This is a genomic window from Aeromonas sobria (assembly GCF_000820145.1).
GTDB lineage: Bacteria > Pseudomonadota > Gammaproteobacteria > Enterobacterales > Aeromonadaceae > Aeromonas > Aeromonas sobria.
Genome location: NZ_CDBW01000048.1, coordinates 39,427 through 64,247, shown reverse-complemented (window position 1 = coordinate 64,247; position 24,821 = coordinate 39,427). Strand labels below are relative to the sequence as shown.

24 protein-coding genes are annotated in these 24,821 nt (G+C 59.5%); 16 read left to right on the top strand and 8 right to left on the bottom strand.

Annotation, left to right across the window (positions count from 1 at the left end; translation table 11 throughout):
• Positions 1–21: 21 nt before the first annotated feature.
• The 5 genes from xerC to lptM all read right to left on the bottom strand — a co-directional run bounded on the left by xerC (position 22) and on the right by lptM (position 4,200).
• Positions 22–987 (bottom strand): tyrosine recombinase XerC, encoded by a 966-nt coding sequence (xerC, locus tag BN1135_RS20865; protein ID WP_042024582.1) that lies wholly within the window; start codon positions 985–987, stop codon positions 22–24.
• Positions 980–1,660, bottom strand: a complete 681-nt coding sequence (locus BN1135_RS20860) for a DUF484 family protein (protein WP_042024580.1) — start codon at positions 1,658–1,660, stop codon at positions 980–982. Before BN1135_RS20860 ends, xerC begins: the two co-directional genes overlap by 8 nt.
• Positions 1,661–1,736: 76 nt before the next feature.
• Positions 1,737–2,567, bottom strand: a complete 831-nt coding sequence (gene dapF, locus BN1135_RS20855; RefSeq protein WP_042024577.1) for a diaminopimelate epimerase — start codon at positions 2,565–2,567, stop codon at positions 1,737–1,739.
• 173 nt (positions 2,568–2,740) lie between these two features.
• Positions 2,741–3,991 (bottom strand): diaminopimelate decarboxylase, encoded by a 1,251-nt coding sequence (gene lysA / locus BN1135_RS20850; RefSeq protein WP_042024574.1) that lies wholly within the window; start codon positions 3,989–3,991, stop codon positions 2,741–2,743.
• Between the two features lie 32 nt (positions 3,992–4,023).
• Positions 4,024–4,200 (bottom strand): LPS translocon maturation chaperone LptM, encoded by a 177-nt coding sequence (gene lptM, locus BN1135_RS22300; protein ID WP_139245159.1) that lies wholly within the window; start codon positions 4,198–4,200, stop codon positions 4,024–4,026.
• A 73-nt stretch (positions 4,201–4,273) separates the two neighbouring features.
• On the opposite strand from lptM, the gene cyaY reads away from it, so the two are divergent.
• Both cyaY and BN1135_RS20840 read left to right on the top strand, forming a co-directional pair.
• Positions 4,274–4,588: an iron donor protein CyaY gene (cyaY, locus tag BN1135_RS20845; protein ID WP_042024573.1), complete on the top strand. Its 315-nt coding sequence runs from the start codon at positions 4,274–4,276 to the stop codon at positions 4,586–4,588.
• Positions 4,585–5,238: an alpha/beta hydrolase gene (locus tag BN1135_RS20840; RefSeq protein ID WP_042024572.1), complete on the top strand. Its 654-nt coding sequence runs from the start codon at positions 4,585–4,587 to the stop codon at positions 5,236–5,238. The genes cyaY and BN1135_RS20840 overlap by 4 nt, the downstream gene beginning before the upstream one ends.
• A 64-nt stretch (positions 5,239–5,302) precedes the next feature.
• On the opposite strand, the gene BN1135_RS20835 is transcribed toward BN1135_RS20840, so the two are convergent.
• On the bottom strand, positions 5,303–7,822 hold the full coding sequence (locus BN1135_RS20835; protein ID WP_042024570.1) for a class I adenylate cyclase: 2,520 nt from the start codon (positions 7,820–7,822) through the stop codon (positions 5,303–5,305).
• A 323-nt stretch (positions 7,823–8,145) separates the two neighbouring features.
• On the opposite strand from BN1135_RS20835, the gene hemC reads away from it, so the two are divergent.
• Genes hemC through BN1135_RS20815 form a run of 4 tightly spaced genes read left to right on the top strand, consistent with a single transcriptional unit; the run spans position 8,146 to position 12,026 of the window.
• A complete protein-coding gene (hemC, locus tag BN1135_RS20830; RefSeq protein WP_042024653.1) occupies positions 8,146–9,075 on the top strand; it encodes a hydroxymethylbilane synthase in 930 nt (309 codons plus the stop codon).
• Complete coding sequence (locus BN1135_RS20825; RefSeq protein WP_042024568.1) at positions 9,072–9,806, top strand: uroporphyrinogen-III synthase; 735 nt, start codon at positions 9,072–9,074, stop codon at positions 9,804–9,806. The genes hemC and BN1135_RS20825 overlap by 4 nt, the downstream gene beginning before the upstream one ends.
• Positions 9,803–10,852 carry a uroporphyrinogen-III C-methyltransferase gene (locus tag BN1135_RS20820; RefSeq protein ID WP_042024566.1) on the top strand — a complete coding sequence of 350 codons (1,050 nt, stop codon included), beginning with the start codon at positions 9,803–9,805 and terminating at the stop codon, positions 10,850–10,852. The genes BN1135_RS20825 and BN1135_RS20820 overlap by 4 nt, the downstream gene beginning before the upstream one ends.
• A gap of 10 nt (positions 10,853–10,862) precedes the next feature.
• Complete coding sequence (locus BN1135_RS20815) at positions 10,863–12,026, top strand: heme biosynthesis HemY N-terminal domain-containing protein (RefSeq protein WP_042024564.1); 1,164 nt, start codon at positions 10,863–10,865, stop codon at positions 12,024–12,026.
• Positions 12,027–12,114: 88 nt separating this feature from the next.
• Here the strand turns inward: BN1135_RS20815 and BN1135_RS20810 are convergent, their stop codons facing one another.
• Positions 12,115–12,366 carry a YkgJ family cysteine cluster protein gene (locus tag BN1135_RS20810; RefSeq protein ID WP_042024562.1) on the bottom strand — a complete coding sequence of 84 codons (252 nt, stop codon included), beginning with the start codon at positions 12,364–12,366 and terminating at the stop codon, positions 12,115–12,117.
• A gap of 135 nt (positions 12,367–12,501) precedes the next feature.
• Positions 12,502–13,512, bottom strand: coding sequence for a class II fructose-bisphosphatase (gene glpX, locus BN1135_RS20805; protein ID WP_042024560.1), 1,011 nt, complete (start codon positions 13,510–13,512; stop codon positions 12,502–12,504).
• 218 nt (positions 13,513–13,730) lie between these two features.
• Between glpX and BN1135_RS20800 the strand changes: the two genes are divergently transcribed.
• The 10 genes from BN1135_RS20800 (at position 13,731) to BN1135_RS20755 (ending at position 24,788) form a co-directional block, all read left to right on the top strand.
• Positions 13,731–14,792: a porin gene (locus BN1135_RS20800; protein WP_042024558.1), complete on the top strand. Its 1,062-nt coding sequence runs from the start codon at positions 13,731–13,733 to the stop codon at positions 14,790–14,792.
• A gap of 120 nt (positions 14,793–14,912) precedes the next feature.
• Complete coding sequence (locus BN1135_RS20795) at positions 14,913–15,797, top strand: ABC transporter substrate-binding protein (protein ID WP_042024556.1); 885 nt, start codon at positions 14,913–14,915, stop codon at positions 15,795–15,797.
• Positions 15,798–15,830: 33 nt separating this feature from the next.
• Complete coding sequence (locus BN1135_RS20790; protein WP_082186857.1) at positions 15,831–16,706, top strand: DMT family transporter; 876 nt, start codon at positions 15,831–15,833, stop codon at positions 16,704–16,706.
• Positions 16,707–17,125: 419 nt separating this feature from the next.
• A complete protein-coding gene (gene yjeM, locus BN1135_RS20785; protein ID WP_042024552.1) occupies positions 17,126–18,592 on the top strand; it encodes a glutamate/gamma-aminobutyrate family transporter YjeM in 1,467 nt (488 codons plus the stop codon).
• 259 nt (positions 18,593–18,851) lie between these two features.
• On the top strand, positions 18,852–19,739 hold the full coding sequence (gene pbpG / locus BN1135_RS20780; protein WP_042024550.1) for a D-alanyl-D-alanine endopeptidase: 888 nt from the start codon (positions 18,852–18,854) through the stop codon (positions 19,737–19,739).
• A gap of 245 nt (positions 19,740–19,984) precedes the next feature.
• Positions 19,985–21,022, top strand: a complete 1,038-nt coding sequence (locus tag BN1135_RS20775; RefSeq protein ID WP_042024548.1) for an acyltransferase — start codon at positions 19,985–19,987, stop codon at positions 21,020–21,022.
• Between the two features lie 294 nt (positions 21,023–21,316).
• Positions 21,317–23,359, top strand: coding sequence for a TonB-dependent receptor (locus tag BN1135_RS20770; RefSeq protein WP_042024547.1), 2,043 nt, complete (start codon positions 21,317–21,319; stop codon positions 23,357–23,359).
• Positions 23,360–23,749: 390 nt separating this feature from the next.
• Positions 23,750–24,109, top strand: coding sequence for a transcriptional regulator (locus BN1135_RS20765; protein ID WP_042024546.1), 360 nt, complete (start codon positions 23,750–23,752; stop codon positions 24,107–24,109).
• 17 nt (positions 24,110–24,126) lie between these two features.
• Positions 24,127–24,492, top strand: coding sequence for a glycine-rich SFCGS family protein (locus BN1135_RS20760; RefSeq protein WP_042024545.1), 366 nt, complete (start codon positions 24,127–24,129; stop codon positions 24,490–24,492).
• Positions 24,492–24,788: a DUF4312 family protein gene (locus tag BN1135_RS20755; RefSeq protein WP_042024544.1), complete on the top strand. Its 297-nt coding sequence runs from the start codon at positions 24,492–24,494 to the stop codon at positions 24,786–24,788. Before BN1135_RS20760 ends, BN1135_RS20755 begins: the two co-directional genes overlap by 1 nt.
• Positions 24,789–24,821: the final 33 nt, after the last annotated feature.

Below are 24,821 nucleotides of genomic sequence, written 5' to 3'. Positions count from 1 at the left end.
GCAACGGGGGCTCAGAGCCCGTTATTCATCTTCCTGCGCATCCGGGTCACGCTTGGCCCTTGGGTGGGCGCTGTCATAGACCTTGGCCAGATGCTGGAAGTCGAGATGGGTATAGATCTGAGTGGTAGAAAGATCCGCGTGTCCCAGCAGCTCCTGCACCGCCCGCAGATCGCCGGAGGACTCCAGCATATGGGTGGCAAAGCTGTGACGCAGCTTGTGGGGATGGACGTGGGCGTTCAGTGCCTGCTTGTTGCCCCAGCCATCGAGGCGGGCCTGCACAGAACGGGCCGACAGCCGCTGCTTGCGACTGGAGAGAAACAGCGCTTCGCTCTCATCCCCGGCCAGCAGCGGGCGCACCTTGAGCCACTTCTGCAACCACTCGACCGCCATCCGGCCGATGGGCAGCACCCGCTCCCGCGAGCCTTTGCCGGTCACCTTGAGCTGACGGTCGTCGAGCTTCAGATCCACCAGATTGACCCCCACCAGCTCGGCGAGACGTAGCCCTGACGAGTACATCAGCTCCATGATGGCGCGATCCCGCACCGCCAGTGGATCCTGCTCATCGGTGATGTTGAGCAGCTGGTACATCTCATCCACATCGAGGTTTTTCGGCAGCGGCCGCCCCTGCTTGGGGGTGACGATGCCACGAGCCGGATTGGCAGTCAGCCGCCCCTGCCGCACCTGCCAGTCGCAAAAGCTGCGCAGCGCAGAGACCTTGGTGGCCAGCGATCGGGGCGCCAACCCCCCTTTGTGCATCCGGGTCACCAGAGTGCGCACCTGACTCGCATCGAGCTGGCCCCAGTCGCAAAGACCCAGTCGCACCAGCTCGGCGGTCATGGCGTCGAGATGCCCCTGATAGTTGGTACGGGTGTGGGGGCTTAGCTGGCGCTCGACCCTCAGGTATTCGATAAAGGCCGCCAGCTCATCCGCCAGTGCTGACGGCAGCGGCTCAGAGGCTGGCGGTGTATTGGCCGATTCCCTAGCCACGGGTCAACTCGGGCAGACGCAACTGCAGCAAGCGACCCAACTGGCCCAGCAGCAGGGTGTCGTTGTGCGGGCTGAAGTGGCTAGGATCCGAGCTAGCGAAGGCCAGCACCCCAAGATCGCCGAGCCGCATCAGGGCGACCGAGTTGACCAGTACATCGTGGCCAAACAGCGCCTGCTTCTCGCTCTGGCTCAGGCGGCCAAAGTAGTAATCCTGCCCAGGAAGACGCTGACCCAGCAGGGATTCGAGCTGCTTGCCCTGCGCCAGAAAGCGCTGTTCGGGACCGCTCAGGGCAAAGAGCTTGGGATTGAGCCAGAGCCGCAGGCCGGTCAACCGCAACCGCTGGACAAAGGCCTTGCCCATCACGGCACTCACCTCAAACAGGGTCTGGCAACCGTATAGCTCGCCATAGAGATCGGCATAAACCCGGAAGATCCGCTCGTTCTCGCTGGCAATGCCCATCAGCTCGGTGAGCTCCAGCTCCAACTGCTCAATCCGCTCGCGCTGACGATCCAGCTGGCGCTCTACCAGCGAGACGGAGCCCTTACGTTCATGGGGAATACGGATCCGGTCCAGCACGGTGACATGGCGCTGGAAAAATTCGGGGTAACGGGACAGGTACTCCAGCACAGCGGCTTCGTCCACCGCTTGCTCCTGCCGTTTGAGCTCGCTCATAAATTGGGTGATCCATTAGAAAAACAGGGCTTACTGCCCCGATAACATGGGCAAAGGGGGCATTCGCCCCCTCTACCTACACCTCTATCTGGCCGTCAAACACATGCTCGGCGGGCCCGGTCATATAGACCGGTTGCCCAGGCCCCTTCCAGGCGATGGTCAGCTTGCCGCCCGGCAGGGTGACAGTGACGCGCTCCTTGAGCTTGCCCTGACTGATGCCGACCACCACAGCGGCGCACGCGCCGGTACCACAGGCCAGGGTCTCACCGACCCCGCGCTCGAATACCCGCAGCTTGATCTCGCTGGCGTTGACCACCTCTGAGAAGCCGACGTTGACCCGCTCGGGAAAACGCTCGTTGCGCTCCATGATGGCCCCCAACACGGCGACCGGTGCATCGGCAACCGACGGTACATCAATGACGCAGTGAGGGTTGCCCATGGAGACAGCGCCACACATCACGGTATGCTCCTGCACCCGCAACAGGTAGGTTTTTTCTGCTTTTTGAGCCCGAAACGGGATCTTGCTCGGCTCAAACTGGGGGACCCCCATATTGACCGTGACCTGATTCTCACCTTCGAGCTGCAGCATAATGCGGCCACGAGAGGTGCTAACGGCGATGCGATCCCGGTTGATCAGCCCCTTGAGGCGCACGAAGCGGGCAAAACAGCGGGCGCCGTTGCCGCACTGCTCCACCTCGCTGCCATCGGCATTGAAAATGCGATAGTGGAAGTCGAGTTCCGGATCATAGGGGGGCTCGACCAGCAACAGCTGGTCAAAGCCGATCCCGAAGTGGCGATCTGCCAGCTTCTTGATGACATCATTGCTGAAAAAGACCTTCTGGGTGACGCCATCCACCACCATAAAGTCGTTGCCCAAGCCATGCATCTTGGAAAAATCTATCAACATCGTGCATTCCTGTGCTGTTAGGGCTGTAAAAATTCACCATCAACCACTATGAAGTCGTTGTCCATAGCCCCATGCATCCCGGAAGAATCCATCCACATCGTGCATTCCTGTGCTGTTAGGGCTGTAAAAATTCACCATCAACCACTATGAAGTCGTTGTCCAACGCTGCGTCATCAGGGCAGCAGATGCTCGCCGCGCCAGAGATCGGCCAACTGCTCCCGCTCACGGATCAGGTGCGACTCGGCACCATCTACCAATACTTCGGCGGCACGGGGGCGGGTGTTGTAGTTGGATGACATGGTAAAACCGTAGGCACCGGCCGAACGCACCGCCAGCAGGGAACCCTCGGTAATGGCCAGGGTGCGCTCCTTGCCGAGGAAGTCGCCGGTCTCGCACACCGGGCCCACCACGTCATAGAGCGCAGGAGCATGACCGGCACAGCTATCCACCTCGATGATGTTCATCCAGGCGCCGTAGAGCGAGGGGCGCAGCATGTCGTTCATGCCGGCATCGATCAGCGCAAAGTTGCGGGTCTCGCCCGGTTTCAGGTACTCGACCCGGGTCAGCAGCACACCGGCATTGGCGACGATGGCGCGGCCCGGCTCGAACAGCAGGGTCAGATCCCGACCCGCCAGCTTCTGCTTGAGCGCTTCGGCATATTCGGTGGGATGGGGTGGCTGCTCGGCGCCGTAGTTAACCCCTAGGCCGCCGCCCACGTCCAGATGGTGAATACGGATCCCCTCCGCCGCCAGCTCGTCGATCAGCCGCAGCAGCTTGTCAGCCGCTTCCATGAAGGGGTTGAGCTCAGTGAGCTGTGAGCCGATATGGCAATCCACCCCGACGATCTCGATGTTCGCCATCGCCGCCGCCTTGCGGTAGATCGCTGGCGCCAGCTCGATGGGGATGCCGAACTTGTTCTGCTTGAGGCCGGTGGAGATATAGGGGTGAGTACCGGCATCGATGTCCGGATTGACCCGCACCGAGACACGGGCCTTCTTGCCCATGCTGCCCGCCACCCGATTGAGGCGCTCCAGCTCGGCTTCCGACTCCAGATTGAAACAGAGGATCTCTTTATCCAGCGCGAGGCGCATCTCGGCTTCGCTCTTGGCCACCCCGGAGAAGACCACTTTGGCCGGATCACCGCCCGCCGCCAGCACCCGCGACAGCTCGCCACCGGAGACGATGTCAAACCCGGAACCCAGACGGGCCAGCAGGTTGAGCAGCGCCAGGTTGGAGTTGGCCTTCACCGCATAGCAGATCAGATGGGGAATATTGCCAGCAGCCGTGTCGAAGGCGTGCCAGTGGCGCTCAAGAGTCGCACGGGAGTAGACGTAAAGCGGGGTACCGTACTGCTCGGCAAGCTGCTGCAGCGAGATTTGCTCGGCCTGAAGCTGGCCGTCGGCGTCGTAGTTAAAGTGATCCAAGGGGGCGGTTCCTTCCTAGAATGGGTGCGGCATTAGTGCGGCGCGGCCTCGGTGGCTGCCTCGGAGGTCGCAGGCGGTGCCGATTGCGGTGTACTCTGGCTCTGTGGCTGCTCGGGGGGCGGCATGTACAGCGGCCCCGTCAGACCGCATGCGGCCAACCCGAGGGACAGAAGAGTGGCAAGCAGACACTTGGTGAACTGGGTGATCATAATGGTTCGCTGCGAAAAAATTTTTGGCCCTCTATAATCGCACTCACATTGTTAAAAGCAACAGGATAAACCGATGAAGGATCACCAGTATCACGCCCTGACCGACACCTTTTTCCAGTATGTGGAAGACATTATCGACGAGGGGTATCCCGATATCGATTGCGAACGCAACGGCGGCGTATTGACCCTCTCTTTCGAGAACAAGACCAAGGTCATCATCAACAAGCAGGAGCCGCTGCACCAGATCTGGGTCGCTACCCGCGAAAACGGCTTCCACTTCGAACTGCAGGGTGAAACCTGGATCGACAACCGCTTCGGTCACGAGCTGAAAGCCCTGCTGAGCCGCTCCTGTACCACGCAGGCGGGTGAAACTGTGGTGTTCCCATGATCGACCTGCACCCGCAGGATGCCCGCCATGCGGTGATCTGGCTGCACGGGCTGGGGGATTCCGGCGCCGGTCTCGCCCCGCTGGTAGAGGCGCTGGACCTGCCCACCGAGCTGCCGGTGCGTCACCTGCTGCCGGACGCCCCCGAGCGGCCGATCACCATTAACATGGGCTACAAGATGCGCGGCTGGTACGACATCAAGAGCTTCGAGGATCCCGCCGAGCGAGCCGTGGAGTCCCACGTCCGTGAATCAGCTGACCAGATTGCCGCATTGCTGGATCAACTGGTGACCGAGGGGTTTGCCCCCGAGCGCATCGTGCTGGTGGGCTTCTCTCAGGGCGGGGTAATTGCCTCCTTCACCGCGCTGCGCTACCGCGTCCAGCTGGCGGGCCTGCTCTGCATGTCTACCTATCTGGCCGCCCCGGACAAGCTGGTAGACGAGATGAGCGAAGCGGCTCGCACCCTGCCCATCTGCTACATGCACGGCATCTATGACGATGTGGTGAGCCTGTCGCTGGGTTGGGATGCCAAGAACCGGCTGGAAAGTGCCGGGCTCACCCCCGAGTGGCACGAGTACCCGATGCGTCACGAGATCTGCCGTCCGCAGCTCGATGATATTCGCCGCTGGCTGCTGGCCCGCCTCGGCGCCTGATCTGCCTCAAAAGCAAACGGCCTGCATCTGCAGGCCGTTTTTTATGGCGATTCCAACTGGTGGGTCAGCCCACTTCCCGGGTCGGCGGTGCCTGCTCCCGCAACATGCCCTGACTGCGGTAGGAGATCACCGCCAGCTCACCACCCTGCTGCACTATCTCGTAATACTGGGGCAAGTTGAAGTTGATGAACTGACCGTCATCGCTGAAGCGCTCGTGACTGGAGGTGTAGAAGCGGTTGACCCCCGCCACCAGCTCATCCTTGTTGCCGGCAAAATGCTGGTAAATCTCCACCCGGTTCGCCTCATCGAGGATGTAGATGTTGGTCCCTGCATCCCGGGTATCGAAGAAGAACTGCACCAAACCTTCACTGGCGTAGGCATCGACGATGCTCGGCAGATGCTGGCTGTGGGTCTTGTCGAGCCGCAGCGGCAGGTGATCCAGCTTGTTGTGGGAGATGTGGCGGTAAAAATCGATGGCGTTTTCCAGCTTCTTGACCGACACCCCGCGCCGCTCAAAGAAGATGCCGTACTTCTCCTTGCCGAGCGCCATGGTCTTGACCAACTGCTGCTTGTCGCGGGCGAGGCGCAGATCGATACACTCAGCCACCAGGGTTTCGAAGCGGGAGCGCAGCAATGAGCGGAAGTGCTGGCTGTAACAAAACACCTCGATCATCTCGGGGGCGGCAGCATCCTGATGCATCTTGCCGAGGATAGTGGTGAGGGCATCGACCACAGCTTCATCCCCCTGGAAGTGCAGGGTTCGGATCTCGCTCCAGGAGTTGCGATAGACCAGATCTACCGAGCCCACCAGACACTCCTGATTGCGGCCAAACGAGAAGACATCCACGGTGTTGGCATCAAATTCGATTACCTGACCGACCCAGTGGCTGGTCGGGTCCATCTCCAGATTGAGGAAGATGGAGAGCTGACGGATCTCGCACGGGCGGCTGAGGGCCAGGTTGGTGGCCAGCGGGTACTTCTCGGGGAAACAACCGGAGAGATCGCGGCAGAACTGGTGCAGATTGTCGATGTGCAGATCCGAGCCCTGATTGAACAGGTGTACCCGCGACTGGGGGGTCAGCAGATCGTTGAAATAGGCCCAGGAGACCAGCTTGCTGATGTAGCCGTTGAACTCGAGCGGCGCGCGGCCAATGATGTCCACCGGCTCCAGTGAATGCTTGTAGAGATACCAGCCGGCGCGGTTGAGGCGACCGTGGGGCACCTGTACCAAGCTGAGATCCGGCTCGCTAAGATCCGGCGCGATCTTGAGGTTGATGCGCTGTACCTTGCCCGGCAAGCTTTCGAAGGCTGCATAGAGTTTGCGCGACAGAATGCCGATATCTTCCGGGTTGATCGACTCACTGATGTTGTTGCGGCGGGCGAACTGGATCAGATTGCGGTAGCTCTGCATCAGGGCCTCCAGCAACTCGGCGTGGGCGATCTTCACCTCTTCGATCTTCCACTCGTGGCGGTGATCGAGCTGATACAGCTTCTGCTGACTCCACCCCCAGTAGGAGACCAGCTGGCTCATTTGCCCACGGCGCCACTCGGGGGAGTGATCATCCTTGGGATGGCTGAGGCCGTCACACACCTTGAGGTAGAAGCAACGGCGCACCAGATCGAGCCGCGCCATATCGCCGATGGACTTGAGGTAGTTGGTCACCTTGTCCAGCATCAGAGAGTAGTTGTCGAGCCGGTAGTGCATCCCCTCGTTATGCTGGAACCAGTCGCGACCAATCATCGACAGCAGACGGGTATCGGGGTACTCGTGGGAGTAGGCCTCCATCAGCACCGACTTGAGCACCGCCTTGTAAGGGGAGTCGATCCCCTTGTAGAGCTGCCACAAGGCGGAACCGAAATACTCTTCGGCCGGAATGCGGTCAAAACTGCCGAGATCGAGCCAGTCGTCCTGCTTGAGCTTGCCGCTCTCGAACAGTTCGTTCACATAGGCGTCGTAGTGGTCATCACACGCGATGGGCACCAGATACCAGATCAAGCGTTTGCCCGCGATATGCATGGCACTACGATAGAACTCGTCGAGCAACAACAGGTGCTGGGCACTGCCGCAGCTCTCCCCCTGCATCTGGGCATCGTTGGTCTGGCGGAACTTGTCTTCCGGGATCAGGAAAAAGTTGAGATCGACCCCGCGCTGCTCGGCCCACTTGGAGAGTTGCTGACACTTCTGATCCAGCAGTTCAAGCCGCTCCTGCGACAAACCGGCCACGTGGCAGACCCAGATATCGAGATCGGAGTGACAGCATTGGCCGATGGAGGAGGTACTGCCCATGGAGTAGAGCCCCTGAATCGCGCGATCCTGGGTTGCCAGACCATTCAGGCAGTTGGCGTTGCGACAGAGGTCATCGATAAAGGCTTGCTGTTCGGCAGTGGCGCTGAAGCTCCAGATACCATGAGGGACATCGCCAGAAACATAGCCTGGTAGCAGGGGGTGATTGAAGTGCAGCATGACAGGCAGCAGTTGAAATACCTGCTGTCCGTAGCGACTCATGAGGCCTAACGCCCGTTGCGTCTTGAGACGGGTAATGTCGTCATAACGCGCAACCAGCGTATCTATGTGTTCCTGCAATGCCCTGCCTATCACCAAGGTAAAAATGACGCACCAAAAGGGGGATACGTCAAAAAAGTGTGATCATGTTAACAATGCCAGCAGCAGTGGTAAACAAGCCCACCGCGAATCACCTCATTATTTCTGGTATGACCACATTAAGTATCAAGGGATATCTTTAAATTTAAATATTTTCAATATCTTAGCCTTCCATAAACTCTTAATGAAAATCATTTTCAACCTGCATTTTTGAGCCTGTCCGCGCTTTTGCCGGCTGCGCCATGAAAGCCCGGGCAAAGGGTGGTAATATCGATTTCCTCCTAAAAATGAAACAACTGATTGATATGGCAGCCCGAACCCTGAAAATTGCCACTCGCAAGAGCCCGCTGGCCCTGTGGCAGGCCAACTTTGTCAAAGACCGGCTCGAAGCCCTGCACCCGCAGCTGCAGGTCGAACTGGTGCCCATGAGCACTCAGGGTGACAAGATCCTCGATACCCCGCTGGCCAAGGTCGGTGGCAAGGGGTTGTTCGTCAAGGAGCTGGAGACCGCCATGCTGGAAGGGCGAGCCGATATCGCCGTTCACTCCATGAAAGATGTGCCGGTGGAGTTCCCCGAGGGGCTCGGCCTGCACACTATCTGCGAGCGGGAAGATCCCCGCGATGCCTTCGTTTCTAACCGTTTCAAGGCCATTGCCGAACTGCCGCAAGGGGCCGTGGTCGGCACCTCCAGCCTGCGTCGCCAGTGCCAGCTGCGCGCCACCCGCCCGGATCTGGTGATCCGCGACCTGCGCGGTAACGTCAACACCCGCCTGGCCAAGCTGGATGGCGGTGAGTACGATGCCATCATTCTCGCCGCCGCCGGTCTGAAACGACTGGAGATGGCACACCGCATTGCGGCCTTTATCGAACCGGAACAGAGCCTGCCCGCCAACGGCCAGGGGGCCGTCGGCATCGAGTGTCGCCTCGACGATGTTGAGCTGCACGCCCTGCTGGCGCCGCTGGAACACGCCGAGACCCGCACCCGGGTGCTGACCGAGCGGGCCATGAACCGCGCCCTGCAAGGGGGATGTCAGGTCCCTATCGGTGCCTACGCACTGGTCGAGGGCGACCAGATCTGGCTGCGCGGTCTGGTGGGCAGCCCGGATGGCACTCAAGTGATCCGTGACGAGATCCGCGGACCGCTGGCCGATGGTGAGGCCCTCGGCGAGCAACTGGCCCAGCGCCTGCTGGCCGCTGGTGCCGACGTGATTCTGGCCGAGGTCTACCGCGGATGATCCCGCTGGTGGTGCGTCCGGCCGCTCAGGCCGCCGAGCTGGTGCAGTTGCTGCGCCAGCACGGTCATGCACCACTCTGCTGCCCGCTGCTGGAAACCGTGGCGGGCAGTGAACTCCCTTACCTGCCTGACCTGCTGCACAGTGCCGACATGGTTATCGCCGTCAGCATCCATGCCATTCATTTTGCACACGATTTTCTGTTGCAAACTGGTCAGACCTGGCCACATATTGAGTACTTTGCCGTAGGTCAAGCCAGCGCAGATGGGTTTGCCGCCATCGGTATTGCGGCAATCTGCCCGGATGACCCGCGCAGTGAGGGGCTGTTGGCACTGCCCGCCCTGCAACAGCTGGTTGGCAAACGGGTACTGATCCTCCGTGGTAATGGCGGACGGGAGCTGATCGCCGACACGCTGGCCTCACGCGGTGCTCTGGTGCACTATTGTGCGGCCTATGAGCGCCACTACCCCGAGTTCGACGGGGAACAATTAACCCACCACTGGCAAGCAGCCGGGCTGGATAGCCTGCTCATTACCAGTGGTGAACTGCTGCAACAGCTGCTGGCACTGGTGCCCGACCACCAGCGGCCCTGGCTTTTTGACCGCCTGCTGGTGGTCCCCAGCCCCCGCGTGGCCGAGATGGCCAGCGCAGCGGGCTTTATCCATATCACGATTGCCCAAGGTGCATCCAACCAGGCCCTGATGGCCGCACTGGAACTGAGGAAGATGGAATGACAGAACAACAAGAATCCCAGGTCAAACCCCAGCCCACCGCTGTGGTCAATAACAGCAAGAGCCGCTCCGGTACCGTACTGGGTGGCGTCGCCATTCTGCTGGCCCTTGGCCTGACCGGTGGTCTCTATCTGCACGGTCACCAGAATGCCGTTGCCCAGCAGGCCGAACTGGCCCAGCTCAAGCAACAGCTGGCGAGCGCCCTGAGCAAGATCGACCAGACCAGCAGCAAGGATGCCGAGCAGTTGGCCACACTGGATCAGACCCAGCAACGACTGCAGGGCGAGATTCAGGGGCTACAAAACCGGGTACTGGATCTGAACGACAAACGCCCCAACGACTGGATGCTGGCCGAATCCGAGTATCTGGTGCGGATGGCAGGCCGCAAGCTGTGGCTGGAGCATGATCTGATTTCCGCCATCACCCTGCTGGGTAATGCCGACGAGCGGATCCGAGCCCTGAACGACCCCAGCCTGATGCCAATCCGCAAGGCATTGGCGGAAGACATCACCAAGCTCAAGGGGATGCCGCGTATTGACCGTGAGGGGCTGACCCTCAAACTGGCCGCCCTCGAAGATCAGATCGAGCTGCTGCCCCTCTCTACCGTCAGCATGCCGGAAGCCAAGCTTGAGGCGGATCAGGCGGTCACCGCCAATCCCGACGAGTGGGAGAGCAACCTGAAGAAGAACTGGGTCAAGTTCACCGAAAACTTCGTCACTATCCGTCGCCGCGATGGCGCTGTAGAGGCCCTGCTCTCGCCGCAACAAGAGATCTTCCTGCGTGAAAACCTCAAGACCAAGTTGCTGCAGGCACAAATCTCGGTTTACCGCGAGCAGCAAACGCTCTATGAAGACAGCCTGGACAAGGCCCAGCGCTGGCTGACCCAATACTTCGACACCGAAAACAGTGCTACCCGCTATATGCAGGGGGAGATCGACAAGCTCAAGGGCGAGCAGATCCAGATCGATTATCCGGAACAGTTCAAGACTCAAGCCATGCTGGAACAGGTACTGACCGAACGCCTGCAACGCATTCTGGCCAGCAACTGAGGAGGGCACCATGATCCGTATAATCATTCTGGTTGCCGTGATGGTCGCAGGGCTGATCTTTGGCCCACAAGCGTCCGGTAACAAGGGCTATGTACTGATTGCCCTTGGCAATTACACCATCGAATCCTCCGTCACCAGCGCGGTGATCCTGGCCGTGCTGTTCTACGGTGCCCTGCTGCTCATCGAGTGGCTGCTAGGCCGGGTATTCGGCCTGCGTCGCAAGACACAAGGCTGGTATGGCTCACGCCGCCGCCGCAAGGCCAATCAGCAGACCGTTGCCGCCACTCTGGCGATGGCTGAAGGGCACTACAGTCAGGCTGAAAAGCTGATGATCAAGGGGGCCAGCAACAGCGACACCCCGCTGCTCAACTACCTGAGCGCCGCCAAGGCGGCTCAGGCCCGTGGTGACGACGCCCGCCGGGATCAATACCTGCAAAAAGCGCAGGAGGAGAACCCCAAGGCCGAGCTGGCGCTCACCCTCACCCAGACCCAGCTGCAGATCGAGCAGGGCCAGTACGACATCGCGCTGGCGATGCTGGAGTCGGTCTACGCCCTCAACCCGCGCCACCCCATGGTGCTGGATCAGCTGCGTCAGGTACATCTGGCCCGTCAGGACTGGAGCGCCCTGTGCGACCTGATCCCTGCGCTGCACAAGGTGGGCAAGCTGACCCCGAAACAGGAAGAAGATCTGCTGCAACAGGCATGGAGTGGTCGTCTGCAACAGGCAGCAAGCAGCCTCGAAACCCTCAAGGCAGTGTGGCAGGATCTGCCGCGCAAGCTGCGCCTCGAGCCGGATCTGCTGGCCTGCTATGGCGACTTGCTGCGCCAGCTGGGTGCCGACAACGAGGCCGCCACCTTGTGGCAAGAGGCGCTGCGCAAGCAGCCGGTGCCACAGCTGCTGGCGCGCCTGCCCAAGCTGAAACTCGACAACTACCAGCCGCTACTGGCACTGCTGCAAAAGCAGCAGGGGCAACCGAATGTCGATACGGCGCTGGCCCAACTCTATCTACTGGCTGGCCAGCTGGACGATGCCCAGAAGCTGCTGGAGCAGGAAGTCGTCAGCGCCCCCAGCGCCGCCGCCTACCATGCCCTTGGCCAGCTGATGGACAAACGTCGCCTCACCAACAAGGCCAACGAGTACTATCGTCAGGCACTGGAGCTGGCAGGGATTTGATCCCGACGCACAGAGACGCGAGAGGCCGCATGATGCGGCCTCTTTTTTTATGCTCGATCCAGTGATCTTTTCAGGTCGCGTCAACCGGTCAACCGGTCAGCCGCTCCAGCTCGCCGATCAGCCAAATGGCCTCGGCACGGTGGCTGCCACACACATCCATCATGGGGCGAAAGCCACCACATACCGCAGGCCGCTCAGGCAAACCGAAGATCTTGCAGCCAAGCACGCCATCAAGCTGGACACAGGGGATACCCGCCGGCTTGCCATCTGGCATACCGGGAATGGCACTGCTGATACTGGGGGCGATGCAACAGGCAGCGCAGCCGCTACGACACTCCATACACTCCACTCCTTTGGGACGATCTGAGCCACCATAGCCGAAGCGGTGACACAAACGTAGCTGGCGCGTAATAAAAAGCCCGACCGCACAGGCGATCGGGCTTTGAGGCAAAACAGCCGGTTCAGCGAAACATCATCACATGATGATATCGCGTACCACGCTGTCTTTGCGCTCAAGGTAGTGGATCGACTTGATGCGGCGGATGGTGCGCGACTTACCACGGATCAATAGAGTCTCGGTGGTCGCCATCACGCCATCGCTGGTGATGCCGTCCAGCAGATCCCCCTTGGTGATGCCGGTGGCGGAGAAGATGACATTGTCATTCTTCGCCATATCTTCCAGCTTGAGCACCTTGCTGATATCGATACCGAGTGCTTCGCAGCGGGCAATTTCCTGTTCGCCCAGTGCACGCACTTCCGGGCTGTCGCCCTTGACCCGGTGACGCGGCACCAGACGAGCCTGCATGTCGCCATCCAGCGCGCGGATCACCGCGGCCGAAATCACCCCTTCCGGTGCGCCGCCGATGCCGTAAAGCATGTCGACTTCGCTGTCCGGCAGACAGGTAAGAATGGAGGCGGCAACATCACCATCAGGGATGGCAAACACCCGCACGCCCAGCCCCTGCATCTCCTTGATCGCCTTGTCATGACGCGGCTTGGCCAAGGTAATGACGGTCAGGCGGGAGAGCGGTTTGCCCAGCGCTTTGGCCACCGACTTGAGGTTCAGCTCGAGGGCCTGATTCAGGTCGATCGACCCTTTGGCCTTGGGACCGACAATGATCTTCTCCATGTACATGTCAGGCGCTTTCAGGAACGAGCCCTTGTCGCCCACCGCCAGCACCGCCAGCGCATTAGACTGACCCATGGCGGTCATGCGGGTGCCTTCTATCGGATCAACGGCGATATCGACCGAATCACCGTGTCCGGTACCCACTTTTTCACCGATATAGAGCATCGGTGCTTCATCAATTTCACCTTCGCCGATCACAATCTCACCATCGATGTCGATCTGGTTGAGAATGTGGCGCATGGCCGCTACGGCCGCCCCATCAGCGATATTCTTGTCTCCACGCCCGAGCCACTTGTAGCCAGCCAGTGCAGCCGCTTCCGTCACTCGGGAAAACTCGATTGCCAGTTCACGTCTCATCGCATATCCAACCTATGGGGCCCGAAAACGGGCGGCATTCTACCACAAGGGCAAACCTTTGCGCACAAAAGTAGCCGTTGCGGACAAGATTGTAGCCAATTCATCTAATTGCAACCTAACTGCAACTAACTCTTCATCCCGCTGTCACCCCGCTGTCATCCCCACTGCCTAGCATGGCCCCGTCTTCAAAACAAAAGCTTGCAACACAAGGGATTAAGATGAAAAAGCTGACTGTAGTGGCACTGGCTCTGACCGCCGCATTCCAGGCTCAAGCCGTTGAAGTTTATAAAAATGACACCGCCATGCTGGATCTGTATGGCCGTATCTACGCCGGTCAATTCTTCGGCGACAAGAAAGAAAACGTCGATACCGCCAACCCGAATGGCACCAAGGATTACAGCGCCAAGCAGGGAGCCAACCAGTTTGTCCGCTTCGGCGCCAAGGCCGAAACCCAGATCCAGAGCGGTCTGAAGGCGCTGGCCCAGTACGAAGTGCAGATGTATATCAACGACAGCGAGAAGACCATCAGCGAGAGCTCCGACAACCTGCGTACCCGTCTGGCCTTTGCTGGCGTGGGCGCTGACTGGGGCACCGTGACCTTCGGTCGCCAGAAAGGGGCCCCGGGTTTCCTGGCCGACTGGACTGATGTCTCCCTCTCCGACGGCTACGGCAATGAGGCTCTCGGTGCCAAGACTGACACCTTCGCCACCAACCGTGCCGGTTCCGTGCTGAAATACTCCGGCCTGTTTAATGGCTTCCAGCTCGACACCAGCTACAAGTTCGATGGCGGTGACACTGAAGAGACCACCAGCAAAGACAGCGATGCCGCCTACGGTGCTGCCGTGGCCTACACCTTCCCGTTCAACCTGTCATTGGGTACCGCCTATAACGTCGGCCTGCGCGACAAGAGCGGTGAAGAAGATGCCAAGCTGTGGCTAATCTCCGCCAAGTTCGACAACAAGGCGGCCTACGCGGCCCTGAGTTATGCCGATGGCAGTGACTTCCTGGCAACTGGCACCGATCACACCGGTTGGGAAGCGGCGCTGGGTTACAACTTCGAGAACGGCTTTGGCCTGATGGCCCTGTGGAACAAACAGGAGCAGGACAAAGCGGGCACCAAGAAAGACAACGTGGATTACTACACCCTGGGTGCCCAGTACAAATTCAACAAAAACTTGCGGGTCATCGGCGAGTATCGCATCAACAATCTGGACAGCGTTGCCGGTAAAGCGACCGCCAACGAGGATGACTTCCAGCTGGCCGCCCGCTACGACTTCTAAGCAAACGCCTGCAGACCCCAAAGCGCGATGGCTTGCCATCGCGCTTTTTGCTGGGCGTCGTTTACCACCGGAGGAAGTAGCCTAAGCTCATCAGACAAGGGTCTACGCGGGAGAAGAGAAATGAGGGTTCAACTGCTTGTCACACTGCTGTTGTTGATCTCCCTACCAGCTCACGCTCTCTCTATTGCCATGGTGCTGTGGCGCGGCGAAACCGCAGCCGAAGCGGGCTTTCGGGCAGAGCTGACCCGCCTTGGCTATCAGGCCACCATCACCACCTACAATGCCGATCAGGATCGCACGGCGCTGGCGACCATGTTGCGCCAGCAGATGCTGCCGAAACTGGCGGAGTACGACTACATCTACACCTTCGGCACCACGGCCACCGCCATGACCAAGAGTCTGGTGGCTAACCGCAAGCCCCTTATCTTCAATGTGGTCTCCGATCCGGTCGGGGCAGGTTTTCTCTCGGAAGACAAAGACCAGAACAGCATGGTCGCCGGGGTGAGCAACATGGTGCCGATGGAGCTGCAACTGGCCAACGCCAGTAAACATCTCCCCACCGGAAAACGGCTGTTGCTGCCCTTCAACCCACGGGAGCAGAACACCCTGCTGGTGGCCGATATGCTGCTCAACGAGGCGAAGAGCTATCAGTGGCAGATGGTCACCTGGCGAATGGCCCCTGACCCGCGGCGGCTGGACAACGAACTGAAGCGGCTGCAACAGGATGCCAAAAACGACATCGTCTTTCTGGCCGCCGACAGCTATCTGCTCTCCATCGCCCCCCGTCTGCTCAATGCACTCAACGAGGCGTCCATCCCCACCATCTGCAGCGCCGAACTGTTCGTTGAACACGGCTGCACCATCGGCACCATCAGCAGCTACGAGGGGCTGGGCAAGATGGCCGCCGGGATCATCCATCTCCACCAGCAGGGCACACAGCTGCAAGATATTCCGCTGCAGACCGATCCCCATCCCAAGCTAGTGCTGGGGCAGCTGAAGCCTTGATGGAGATCCCAACCCACACCCGTTAGGGCGAGTATGCTATTGGCCCCTGTCGCCCGAGAGCCCCTTCCAATGACTACCACCGTCTTTTTTGCCGTTCTGCTGGCTGCCCTGCTTCACGCCAGCTGGAATGCGCTGGTCAAAATTGGCGAGGAGCGGCTGGTTGGCGTGTCGCTGGTAGCGCTCTTCTCCGGGCTTATCGCTGCCGTGGCACTGTTGCCAATGGGGCTCCCCTCTGCTGCCGAATTACCCTGGCTCGGCCTCTCGATCCTGCTCCATACCGGTTACTGCCTGTTTCTCAGCCGCGCTTACAACCACGGAGAGTTTGGCCAGATCTATCCGCTGGCCCGTGGCTGCGCACCCTTGTTGGCAATGATCCTGGGTGCCGCAATTCTGGCTGACTATCCGGGTATTCACGGCGTACTGGGGGCGGTTGTATTGATCCTGGGGGTCTTGTTGATGGCCTGGAGGGGTGGACGAGAACGACTTGGCAGCAAAGCGATCAAGGCGGCACTGATCACTGCCATGTTTACCGCTGGCTACACCCTCTCGGACGGTGCCGGGGCTCGGGTTGGTGGTGAGCCGATCCGCTACACCCTCTGGCTGTTTGCCTGCAACGGGCTGGTGATGCTGGGGGTGCTGCTGATCCATCAGCGGCGCAACGCCTGGTATCAGATCCGCCAATACGCGCTGATCGGTATCATGGGAGGGGCCATGTCGCTGCTTGCCTATGGCATCGTCATCTGGGCCATGACCAAGGCGCCCATCGGGGTAGTGGCGGCCCTGCGTGAAAGCAGTGTGCTGTTCGCCATGCTGCTCTCGGTTTTGCTACTGAAAGAGCCACTTGGGCGAGTACGGCTCACCGCGGCGGCCATTATTACGGTCGGGGTTTTGTTAACCCGCCTGGGATAATCAAAGTGGTACTCTTGCCGTTTATTTATCCAGCCGCGAGGCGCTGCGCTCTCATGGTGAGGATAATGCCATCAACACCGTAAATATTTACATCCGTAACGTATCAAATTACTGGCATTGCTTTTTTTCTTGAGCGGCCTCACACGAGTGAACTTACCAAGTCAGCACAACTAGTGATAAAATTATTCACATCTGGTTACTGGTGCATCTTACCTAATATCGCTCGCAGTCATCGCCATAATCAATGCCGTCCAAATATTGATTAATCACTGGGCGGATTTACCGATCCTCTCACCCTCTGCCAGACCCTGCTCTACCAGCGATGGATGAGGTCGCCGCCCCAGAGTTATTAATCAAATCAAGATTTTTTGTTTAATTTTTGGTTGTTTTAAATCCAGCACAATAAGGGAGTGTCAATTATGTCAGCAAAAAAGCTGAAGTTGGGTGCCTTTATATTGATGATATTAACATCGGTATTTGGCGTCACTAATATCGGGATCGGTTTTTACCGCATGGGGTATGCCGCTATTCCGATGTTTGTGGTCGGTGGTCTTTTTTTCTTCATCCCTTTTATTTTGATGATGATTGAATTTGGCACTGGCTTTCGCAAAGAGGCGGGCGGCATCTTTACCTGGATGCGCCATTCAGTATCAACCCGCTTTGCCTTTATCGGCCTGACCATGTGGTTTGCCTCGTACGTCATCTGGATGTTTGGCAAGGCGCTCTCCATGTGGGTGCCCCTCTCCTTCATGCTATTTGGCCGCGACATCACCGTCATCCCGGTCACGTTCGGCACCAGCATCGACTTCGGCCCCTTCATGCTGGGAGTGGTCGCCATCGCACTGGTCGCGACTGTCACCAAACTCATCACCTTCGGCAGCGCCCGCTTCGCCAAGGTAGCTGCCATCGGCGGCCTCTCCGTTGTGGCCCTCAACGTGCTGCTGCTGGTGGGTGGCGTCTTCACCTTCGCGGTAAGCGGTATGACCCTGCAGGAGCCCCTTACTGGAGCATCATTGACCGCGTCACCGAACGCCGCCTTCAACGACATCATTCCTTTCCTCGGCTTCATGGTGTTCGCTATCTTCGCCTACGGCGGGGTTGAGGCAATGGCCGGCGTAGCGGACGAGCTGGAAGATCCGGAGCGCGACCTCAAGCGTGGCATCTTCCTCTCTGGTGGCTTCATCGTGATCTGCTACATCATCGGCTTTCTGGCGGTCGGCTCCATCATGCGCTGGAGCGACTTCCCGGCCGAAGGGATCACCTCCCTTTCCGCCCTCTTCATCATCATGCTGGAGCTGGGTCGCCATCTCGGTGGTGAGTGGCTGGGCCAGATTTTCATGCGCTTTGCCGGTCTTGGCATGTTCCTGAGCTATCTGGGTGCCTTTATCGCGCTATCTTATGCGCCGCTGCGTCAGTTCATCACCGGCACCCCTAGCTACTTCTGGCCGGAGCGTTTCCAGAGCGAAAACAAGAATGGGGTAAGGATTGAGGCGCTCAAGGTGCAAGCCTGGGTGGTCTGTGCTTTTATCGCTGCCAAATCCATCTTCACCCTGATCAATCCGGAAGGGGCCGCAGCCCTCTATGAACTGATCATCACCATGACCAACGTCAGTATGACCCTGCCCTATATGTTCCTCATCTACGCCTGGTACCGCTATCGCAACAACCCGGCACTGGGCAAGGATCTGATCTTCTTCAAGAGCGCGGGCTCGGTGCTGCTGGCAACCATCATCAGCCTGGTTCTGGTCGCCTTCGGTAACGTCTTCACCGTGGTCGCCCCCTTTATCTCCGGGGATATCTCCACCGGTATCTGGACCATCATAGGCCCGCTGCTGTTCGTGGTGATCGCCATGCGCTTCAAGATCAAGCAGGACGATATCCACTAAACGGTGTTGTTTTTGTCATGTAAATCGGGACCTTTCAGGTCCCGATTTTTTTAGCCGGCCATCGCGTGCATCACCACCATCTAGCCGCCCTGCCAGTCATGAAGAAGACCCTAAAGAGACCTTTCTTACCGATTCTGGGCCACCAAAAGGCGCTGAACACCGTAAATTATCAATATCAAGGTGAGAATGATTGTGAAGCGCCAGTTCACGACATATAACTTAGCCAGATATCCCTGTATTTCGCCCGATAGAGCAGATCATCATGATGCGTTTCTTCCTTCCCCTGTTGCTTGGTGCAGTGATGCTGCCAGCCACGATAGAAAGTGCCTATGCCAACCCCTTTTCCGCCAGCAGCAAGAGCAGCAGCGGCTTTCTCGAGCGACGGGATGTGCCCAACCTGAGCTCGGCCGCTTTCGTGGTGGCCAACCACAGAACCGGCGAGGTGATCTCCGAGCGCAACGGCAACCGGGTGATGCCCATCGCCTCACTCACCAAGCTGATGACGGCGCTGGTGGTGCTGGATGCCAACCTGCGCCTCAACGAAATGCTCACCGTGACCAATGCCGACATCGACCGCATCAAGGGAACCGGCTCGCGCCTGGCTATCGGCTCCAGGCTCAGCCGCGCCGAAATGCTCCATATCGCCCTGATGTCCTCTGAAAACCGTGCCGCCTCGGCGCTGGCCCGCCACTATCCCGGCGGCCAGCGTGCCTTCGTCGAGGCGATGAACGCCAAAGCCCGCATGCTGGGGATGTGGAATACCCGCTACGCCGACAGTACCGGACTCAACCCGCGCAATGTCTCCACCGCTCAGGATCTGGCCAAGCTCGCCGCCGCAGCTGCCTCCTATCCGCTAATCCGCCAGTACTCCACCGACGAACAGAGCTATGTGCGCACCAACAAGCGCCAGTTGCACTACCTCAACTCCAACCGGCTGATCCGCGAAGGGCAATGGGAGTTCACCCTCTCCAAGACCGGCTATATCCGCGAAGCGGGCCGCTGTCTGGTGCTGGGCACCAAGGTCAATCGCGAGCCGGTGATCATGGTGCTGCTCAATGCCGAGACCACCAACGATCGGGTCGCCGATGCCAAGCGGATCAAAACCTGGCTGGAGAGCTCGGGCAGCACCACCCTGGCAGCAAACTAACCGCTCATACTGACTCCGCCATATCCCCCACCAAAAAGCAGCGAGGCGCCCGCCTCGCTTTTTTATTTCCGTGACCGCGCCAAAAAAAAACGGGAGCCAGCTCCCGTTACAGGTAACACCTCCCGCCATCCCGTTACAAAACGTAACTACTCAACAGTGTGATTCACACTAATAAAATCAATTGGTTGTAAGTTGTCAGCAAGGGTTTTAGCGTGCCGTAACAACCCCTGTAACGACGAGCCACCATGCGTATTTCCAGTATCGAGTGCGGGCGGGTACTGGCCATTCTGGCCGTGATGACCATTCACGTCTCCCCCTTCGCCAACCCGTTCAACCCCGCCCTGTGGGGAGGCGAATCCTGGCTCTGGCTAAGCGGCACTATCAACCAGCTATGCCGCTTTGCCGTGCCGCTGTTTTTCCTCTGTGCCGGTTACTTTCTGCAGCCAAGGCTGAGTCGCGAGGCGCCGCTGACCGTTGCCTGGCGCTACTGCCGCCCCTTGCTGCTGCTCTGGCTGGTGTGGAGCCTGGTCTACCTGCTGGTGCCGTTCAATCCGCTGGATGCCGTGCAGCAAGGCTATCTGGCCTCCTTGCGCGGACAGTGGCAATTCCAGCTCGCTGACCCCCTCAACGGCTGGCTGGTGGGCGGCATGATCCACCTCTGGTTCCTGCCTGCCCTGATCATGGCGGTGACCCTGCTGGCACTCTGCTACCGGCTTGGCAGACCAGCGCTCGCCCTCTGGCTGGGTCTTGGCCTTTACATGCTGGCGCTGCTGGGGGGCTCCTATGCCAAGCCGCTGCTGGGCGCCGAGTGGCCACTACTCACCCGTAACGGCCCCTTCTTCTCCCTGCTGTTTGTGGCGCTCGGAGCCCTGCTGCGCCAGCGTCAGTGGCAGCCGGATGCCCGCACCGGCGGGCAACTGCTGCTGGCGGGCGTGGCGCTCTATGGCTGTGAAGCCTGGGCGCTGCAGCACTTCGCCGGGGTACCTCTCACCCGCCACGACTTCCTGCTCGGCTCCGTTCCCTGGGCCCTCGGTCTGTTTGGCCTGCTGCTGGCCAACCCCGAGTGGGGCAAGGGCAGCTGGCTGGAGCGCCAAGCCCCCAAAGTGCTCGGGCTCTACTGCCTGCACATGATGCTGGTGGTCTGGCTCTTCGTGTTCGGCCCGCAGGGCGCATCCATCCTGTGGGAGATCACCAAGGTGCCGCTGCTGCTGGGATCTTCTCTGCTGGCCTATCGCCTGCTGACGGCCATCTCCCTCACCCGCCGACTGCTGCGCACCCACTGAGCCCTGCATCCGGCCCGACACATCGGGCCGGATATCTCTTCACCTTTCGTCCCTTTCTCTTCCGCTTCGCCCTTTTTCCTCTCGCTTTATTCTTGCTGTTTATGGCAGGGGAGCTTCATTTCAGCAGCGCTCCCCCAACCGCAACAAACCACCCCCACAGATACCTCCATTTTCACCTTGCTACACAAATGAAAATCAATATCATTGGCATCCCGCTTTGGCGGGTCAGGCTAATTATAATTAAATCAATATGTTCGAGCCGTCAGGTCGACATCTAAAGAGTCAATATTGAATATGCAGCACCCTCACTTTCGCAGAACGCTGGTCTCGCTGGCACTGCTGGGCACCGGCTTCACTGCCCAGGCCGCCGATGAAACCATGACTGTGGTTGGCAAACGATCCCAGCATCAGGAAGTTGCCACCGCAACCCGTACCAATACGCCAGCCAAGCTGGTTCCCCAGACCATCGACAGCGTCAAGGTCAGCGAGCTGACCGCCTTCGGCCAACCGACGCTGAGTGAAGCCCTGAGCGGCATTCCCGGGGTCAACGCCAGCGGTGATACCCGCTTCGACGGGGTCAATATCCGCGGCTTCAGCGCCAGCAATGACTTCTATCTCGACGGATTCCGCGACGACATGCAGTACACCCGGGATCTCGGCAACATCGAGCGGATGGAAGTGCTCAAGGGCCCGGCTGCCGTGCTCTACGGACGTGGCAGCACAGGGGGCATAGTCAACCGGGTCAGCAAGAAGCCGCAAAAAGGACAGGAGTCCAGCGTCACCGCCCGAGTCGGCAGCTTTGACAGCCAGCGGCTGGCCGCCGACCTCAATGGCGAGGCGAGTGAGCAGGTGCAACTGCGCCTCAACATGGCACAAGAGGACAAAGATAGCTTCCGCAACGGCGTGAAGAGCAAGCGCACCCTGCTGGCCCCCTCCGCCAACTGGGAGATCAGCGACAACCTCAACTGGCTGGTGCAGTACGAGCGCAACGAACATGACCGCACCCCGGATCGCGGCATTCCAGGTGTCAATAGCCGTCCGGCCGATGTGCCGCGAGAGTATGTCTACAGCGATACCAGCCGCGACTTCATCGATGACGTGGCGCAATCCACCCGCTCCCGCCTCTCCTGGGACATCAACGACCAGTGGCAACTGCGCCAGCAGCTCGGTTACTCCACCCTCGACAGCCAGTTCGACAACACCTATGTCACCAGCGTCAAGGGGGATCAGGTGACCCGCTCCCGCTGGCAGCAGGATCTGAAAGCGAAGAACCTGATCAGCAACACCGAGGCCGAAGGTCTGTTCCAGACCGGCCCGGTGGAACATCGCCTGCTGGTCGGCTTCGAGCAGAACTGGCAGGAGCGCACACCCAAGCTCTACCAGAACGCCACCGCCATCCCGTCTGGCAACCTCTACGACCCGGGCTCACTGCCCACCTACAATGGCGCCATGAAGCTCTCCAGCGACGCCAAACACAAGGTGCGCGGCAATGGCCTCTATCTGCAGGATCAGCTCAGTCTGGGTGACTGGCATCTGGTGGGCGGGCTGCGCCGTGACGACTTCACCGTCACCAGTCGCCGCTACGACCTCAACAAGGAGGAGAGCGTCTCGGTCAACAGCCTGAGCCCGCGCCTCGGTCTGGTGTGGAATCCCCTCGAGGATCACGCCTTCTACACCTCCTACAGCAAGACCTTCACCCCGGTGGGCGGCGAGCTGATCGGCATCACCCCGGGTGACAAGAACAACGGGCTGGAACCCCAGCACACCCGCCTCTACGAAGGTGGCGTGAAGAGTGACTGGCTGAACGGCAAGCTGGCGACCACCCTCTCCCTCTATCGACTGGAGATGTACAACAAGCGCACCAAGGATCCGCTGGATCCCACCAAGGTGATCCTCACCGGCCTGCAGCGCACCGAAGGTGTCGAGCTGAGCGCCCGCGCCGAGCTGACCGACGAGCTCTACCTGCGTGGCGGCTTCGCCATTCAGGATGCGGAACAGGTCAAGGCGGATGCGGATCTGCAGGGCAAGCGCCCGATGAACGTCTCCCGCCAGAATGGCCAGCTCTATCTCGGCTACAAGAGTGGCGAGCAGGGCTGGTTCGGTGAAACCGGCGTGACGGCGGTGGGCGATCGCTTCGCCGACAACGCCAACACCACCACACTGCCCGGTTACGCCCGCTTCGATGCGCGCGCCGGTTATCGCTGGCAGCAGTGGGAAGCCCAGTTGAGCGCCGAGAACCTGACCGATCACGAGTACTTCGTCAGCGCCACCAGTGCCACCCAGATCATGCCGGGCACACCCCGTCAGCTGAGTCTGACTGGCACCTACCGCTTCTGATCCCAGTGACAACCACCCCGACTGGCCAGCCCTTGCTGGCCAGTTTTTTATGAAGCCCCCTCTTCATACCAAGGGGAACCGTCACCTCCACGCCATGTTGTCGCACCTTGGCCACCAGCGCCCGTGGTCACTTCATTTCGTTAAATTCTGCGATAAATATCACAATTTCGCACAATGCTGTCCCCGCAGTGGCCCCCGGCGAAGTGAGCCATCGGTCACATTAAATGGGTTTCAATACATCCTCTTATTGCCTTTCCCTCTGCCAAAAGGCCCGTTTTCGGCAATTTATTCAGGAATTTCCGCTTTGAATCGGAAAAACGCTGCCTCCTCTGCATCGCCGCGTGGGCTTAGGGTAAGCCCATACCTTCTGCCAGCCTTGGAGAGCAGACATTGCAAACAGAGACTCACGACCAGACCCTGACCCCGAACAGCCCGGAGTTGTTGCGCCAGACCGACCATATGCTGGCACGCATCCATCCCCTGCTGGCCGAACAGTGCATCATCCCCAACGAGGTGCAACGGCAGATGCTGGCCTCCCACGTCAAGGCCATGGTGTGGCGCTCCTACAGTGGCGAGCCCCTGCCGGAGGTCGACCTCAGCCTGTTTGACGAGATCTCCCCCCTCTCGCTGCGTCTTGCCGAACAGGTGGTCAGCTGGCTGGAAAGACTCGCCTACGAAGAGGCGCACCTCTTGTCCGTCCATTTCGAAGTTGCCAAAGAAAACGAACTCAGCTCAGTGCTGCACCCGTAACAACAGGAGAAATCAATATGACAGCCATCAAACTCGTGATTGGAGATCGTCTCGGCAAGGGTCAAAAAGTCGGGACTGGCGCAGAAACCGCTGGCGCCACAGTAACCGTCATTCCCGGCATGGCCGCCGACATGAAGCTCGGTGACGTGATGAACAAGGAGCAGGCGGATCTTGGCATCTCCTTCTGTGGCAGCGGCGGCGCCGGCGCCATCACAGCCCAGACCAAATACGGCTACAAGTGCCGCTACGGCATGCGCTCCGTTGAAGAGGGCGTCACCGCCATCAACGAAGGGTGCGTGGTGCTGGGCTTCGGTTTCATGGACAAGGAAGAGCTGGGCCAGAAGCTGGTCGAAGCCTTCGCCAAGAAGCACGGACGCGCCTGATGAAAGAGAACTTCACCACCCAGGTCATCGTCAACGGCAAGGGGGCGACCCGCCAACAGGCGTTTGCCGCCGCGCTCAGCCAGGTACAGTCGAGCCTGCTCAAGGACAACCCGCTAGTGATGCTGCGGATTGAGCCGCTCGAGGTGCAGGTGCTCAAGGCAGAAGAGTCGGTCCGGGTGGAGAAGTTTCTGTTCTTCTTCCTGCCGCGCCAGCGCCGCGAATACCGCGTTGAGCTGGAGATCAAGGTTCAGGTCACCAGTCTGGATGTCGCCAAGGTGACGTTCACTCAGGTGTGATGCCTGCGCAGGCACAACCCCACAAGAAGGATA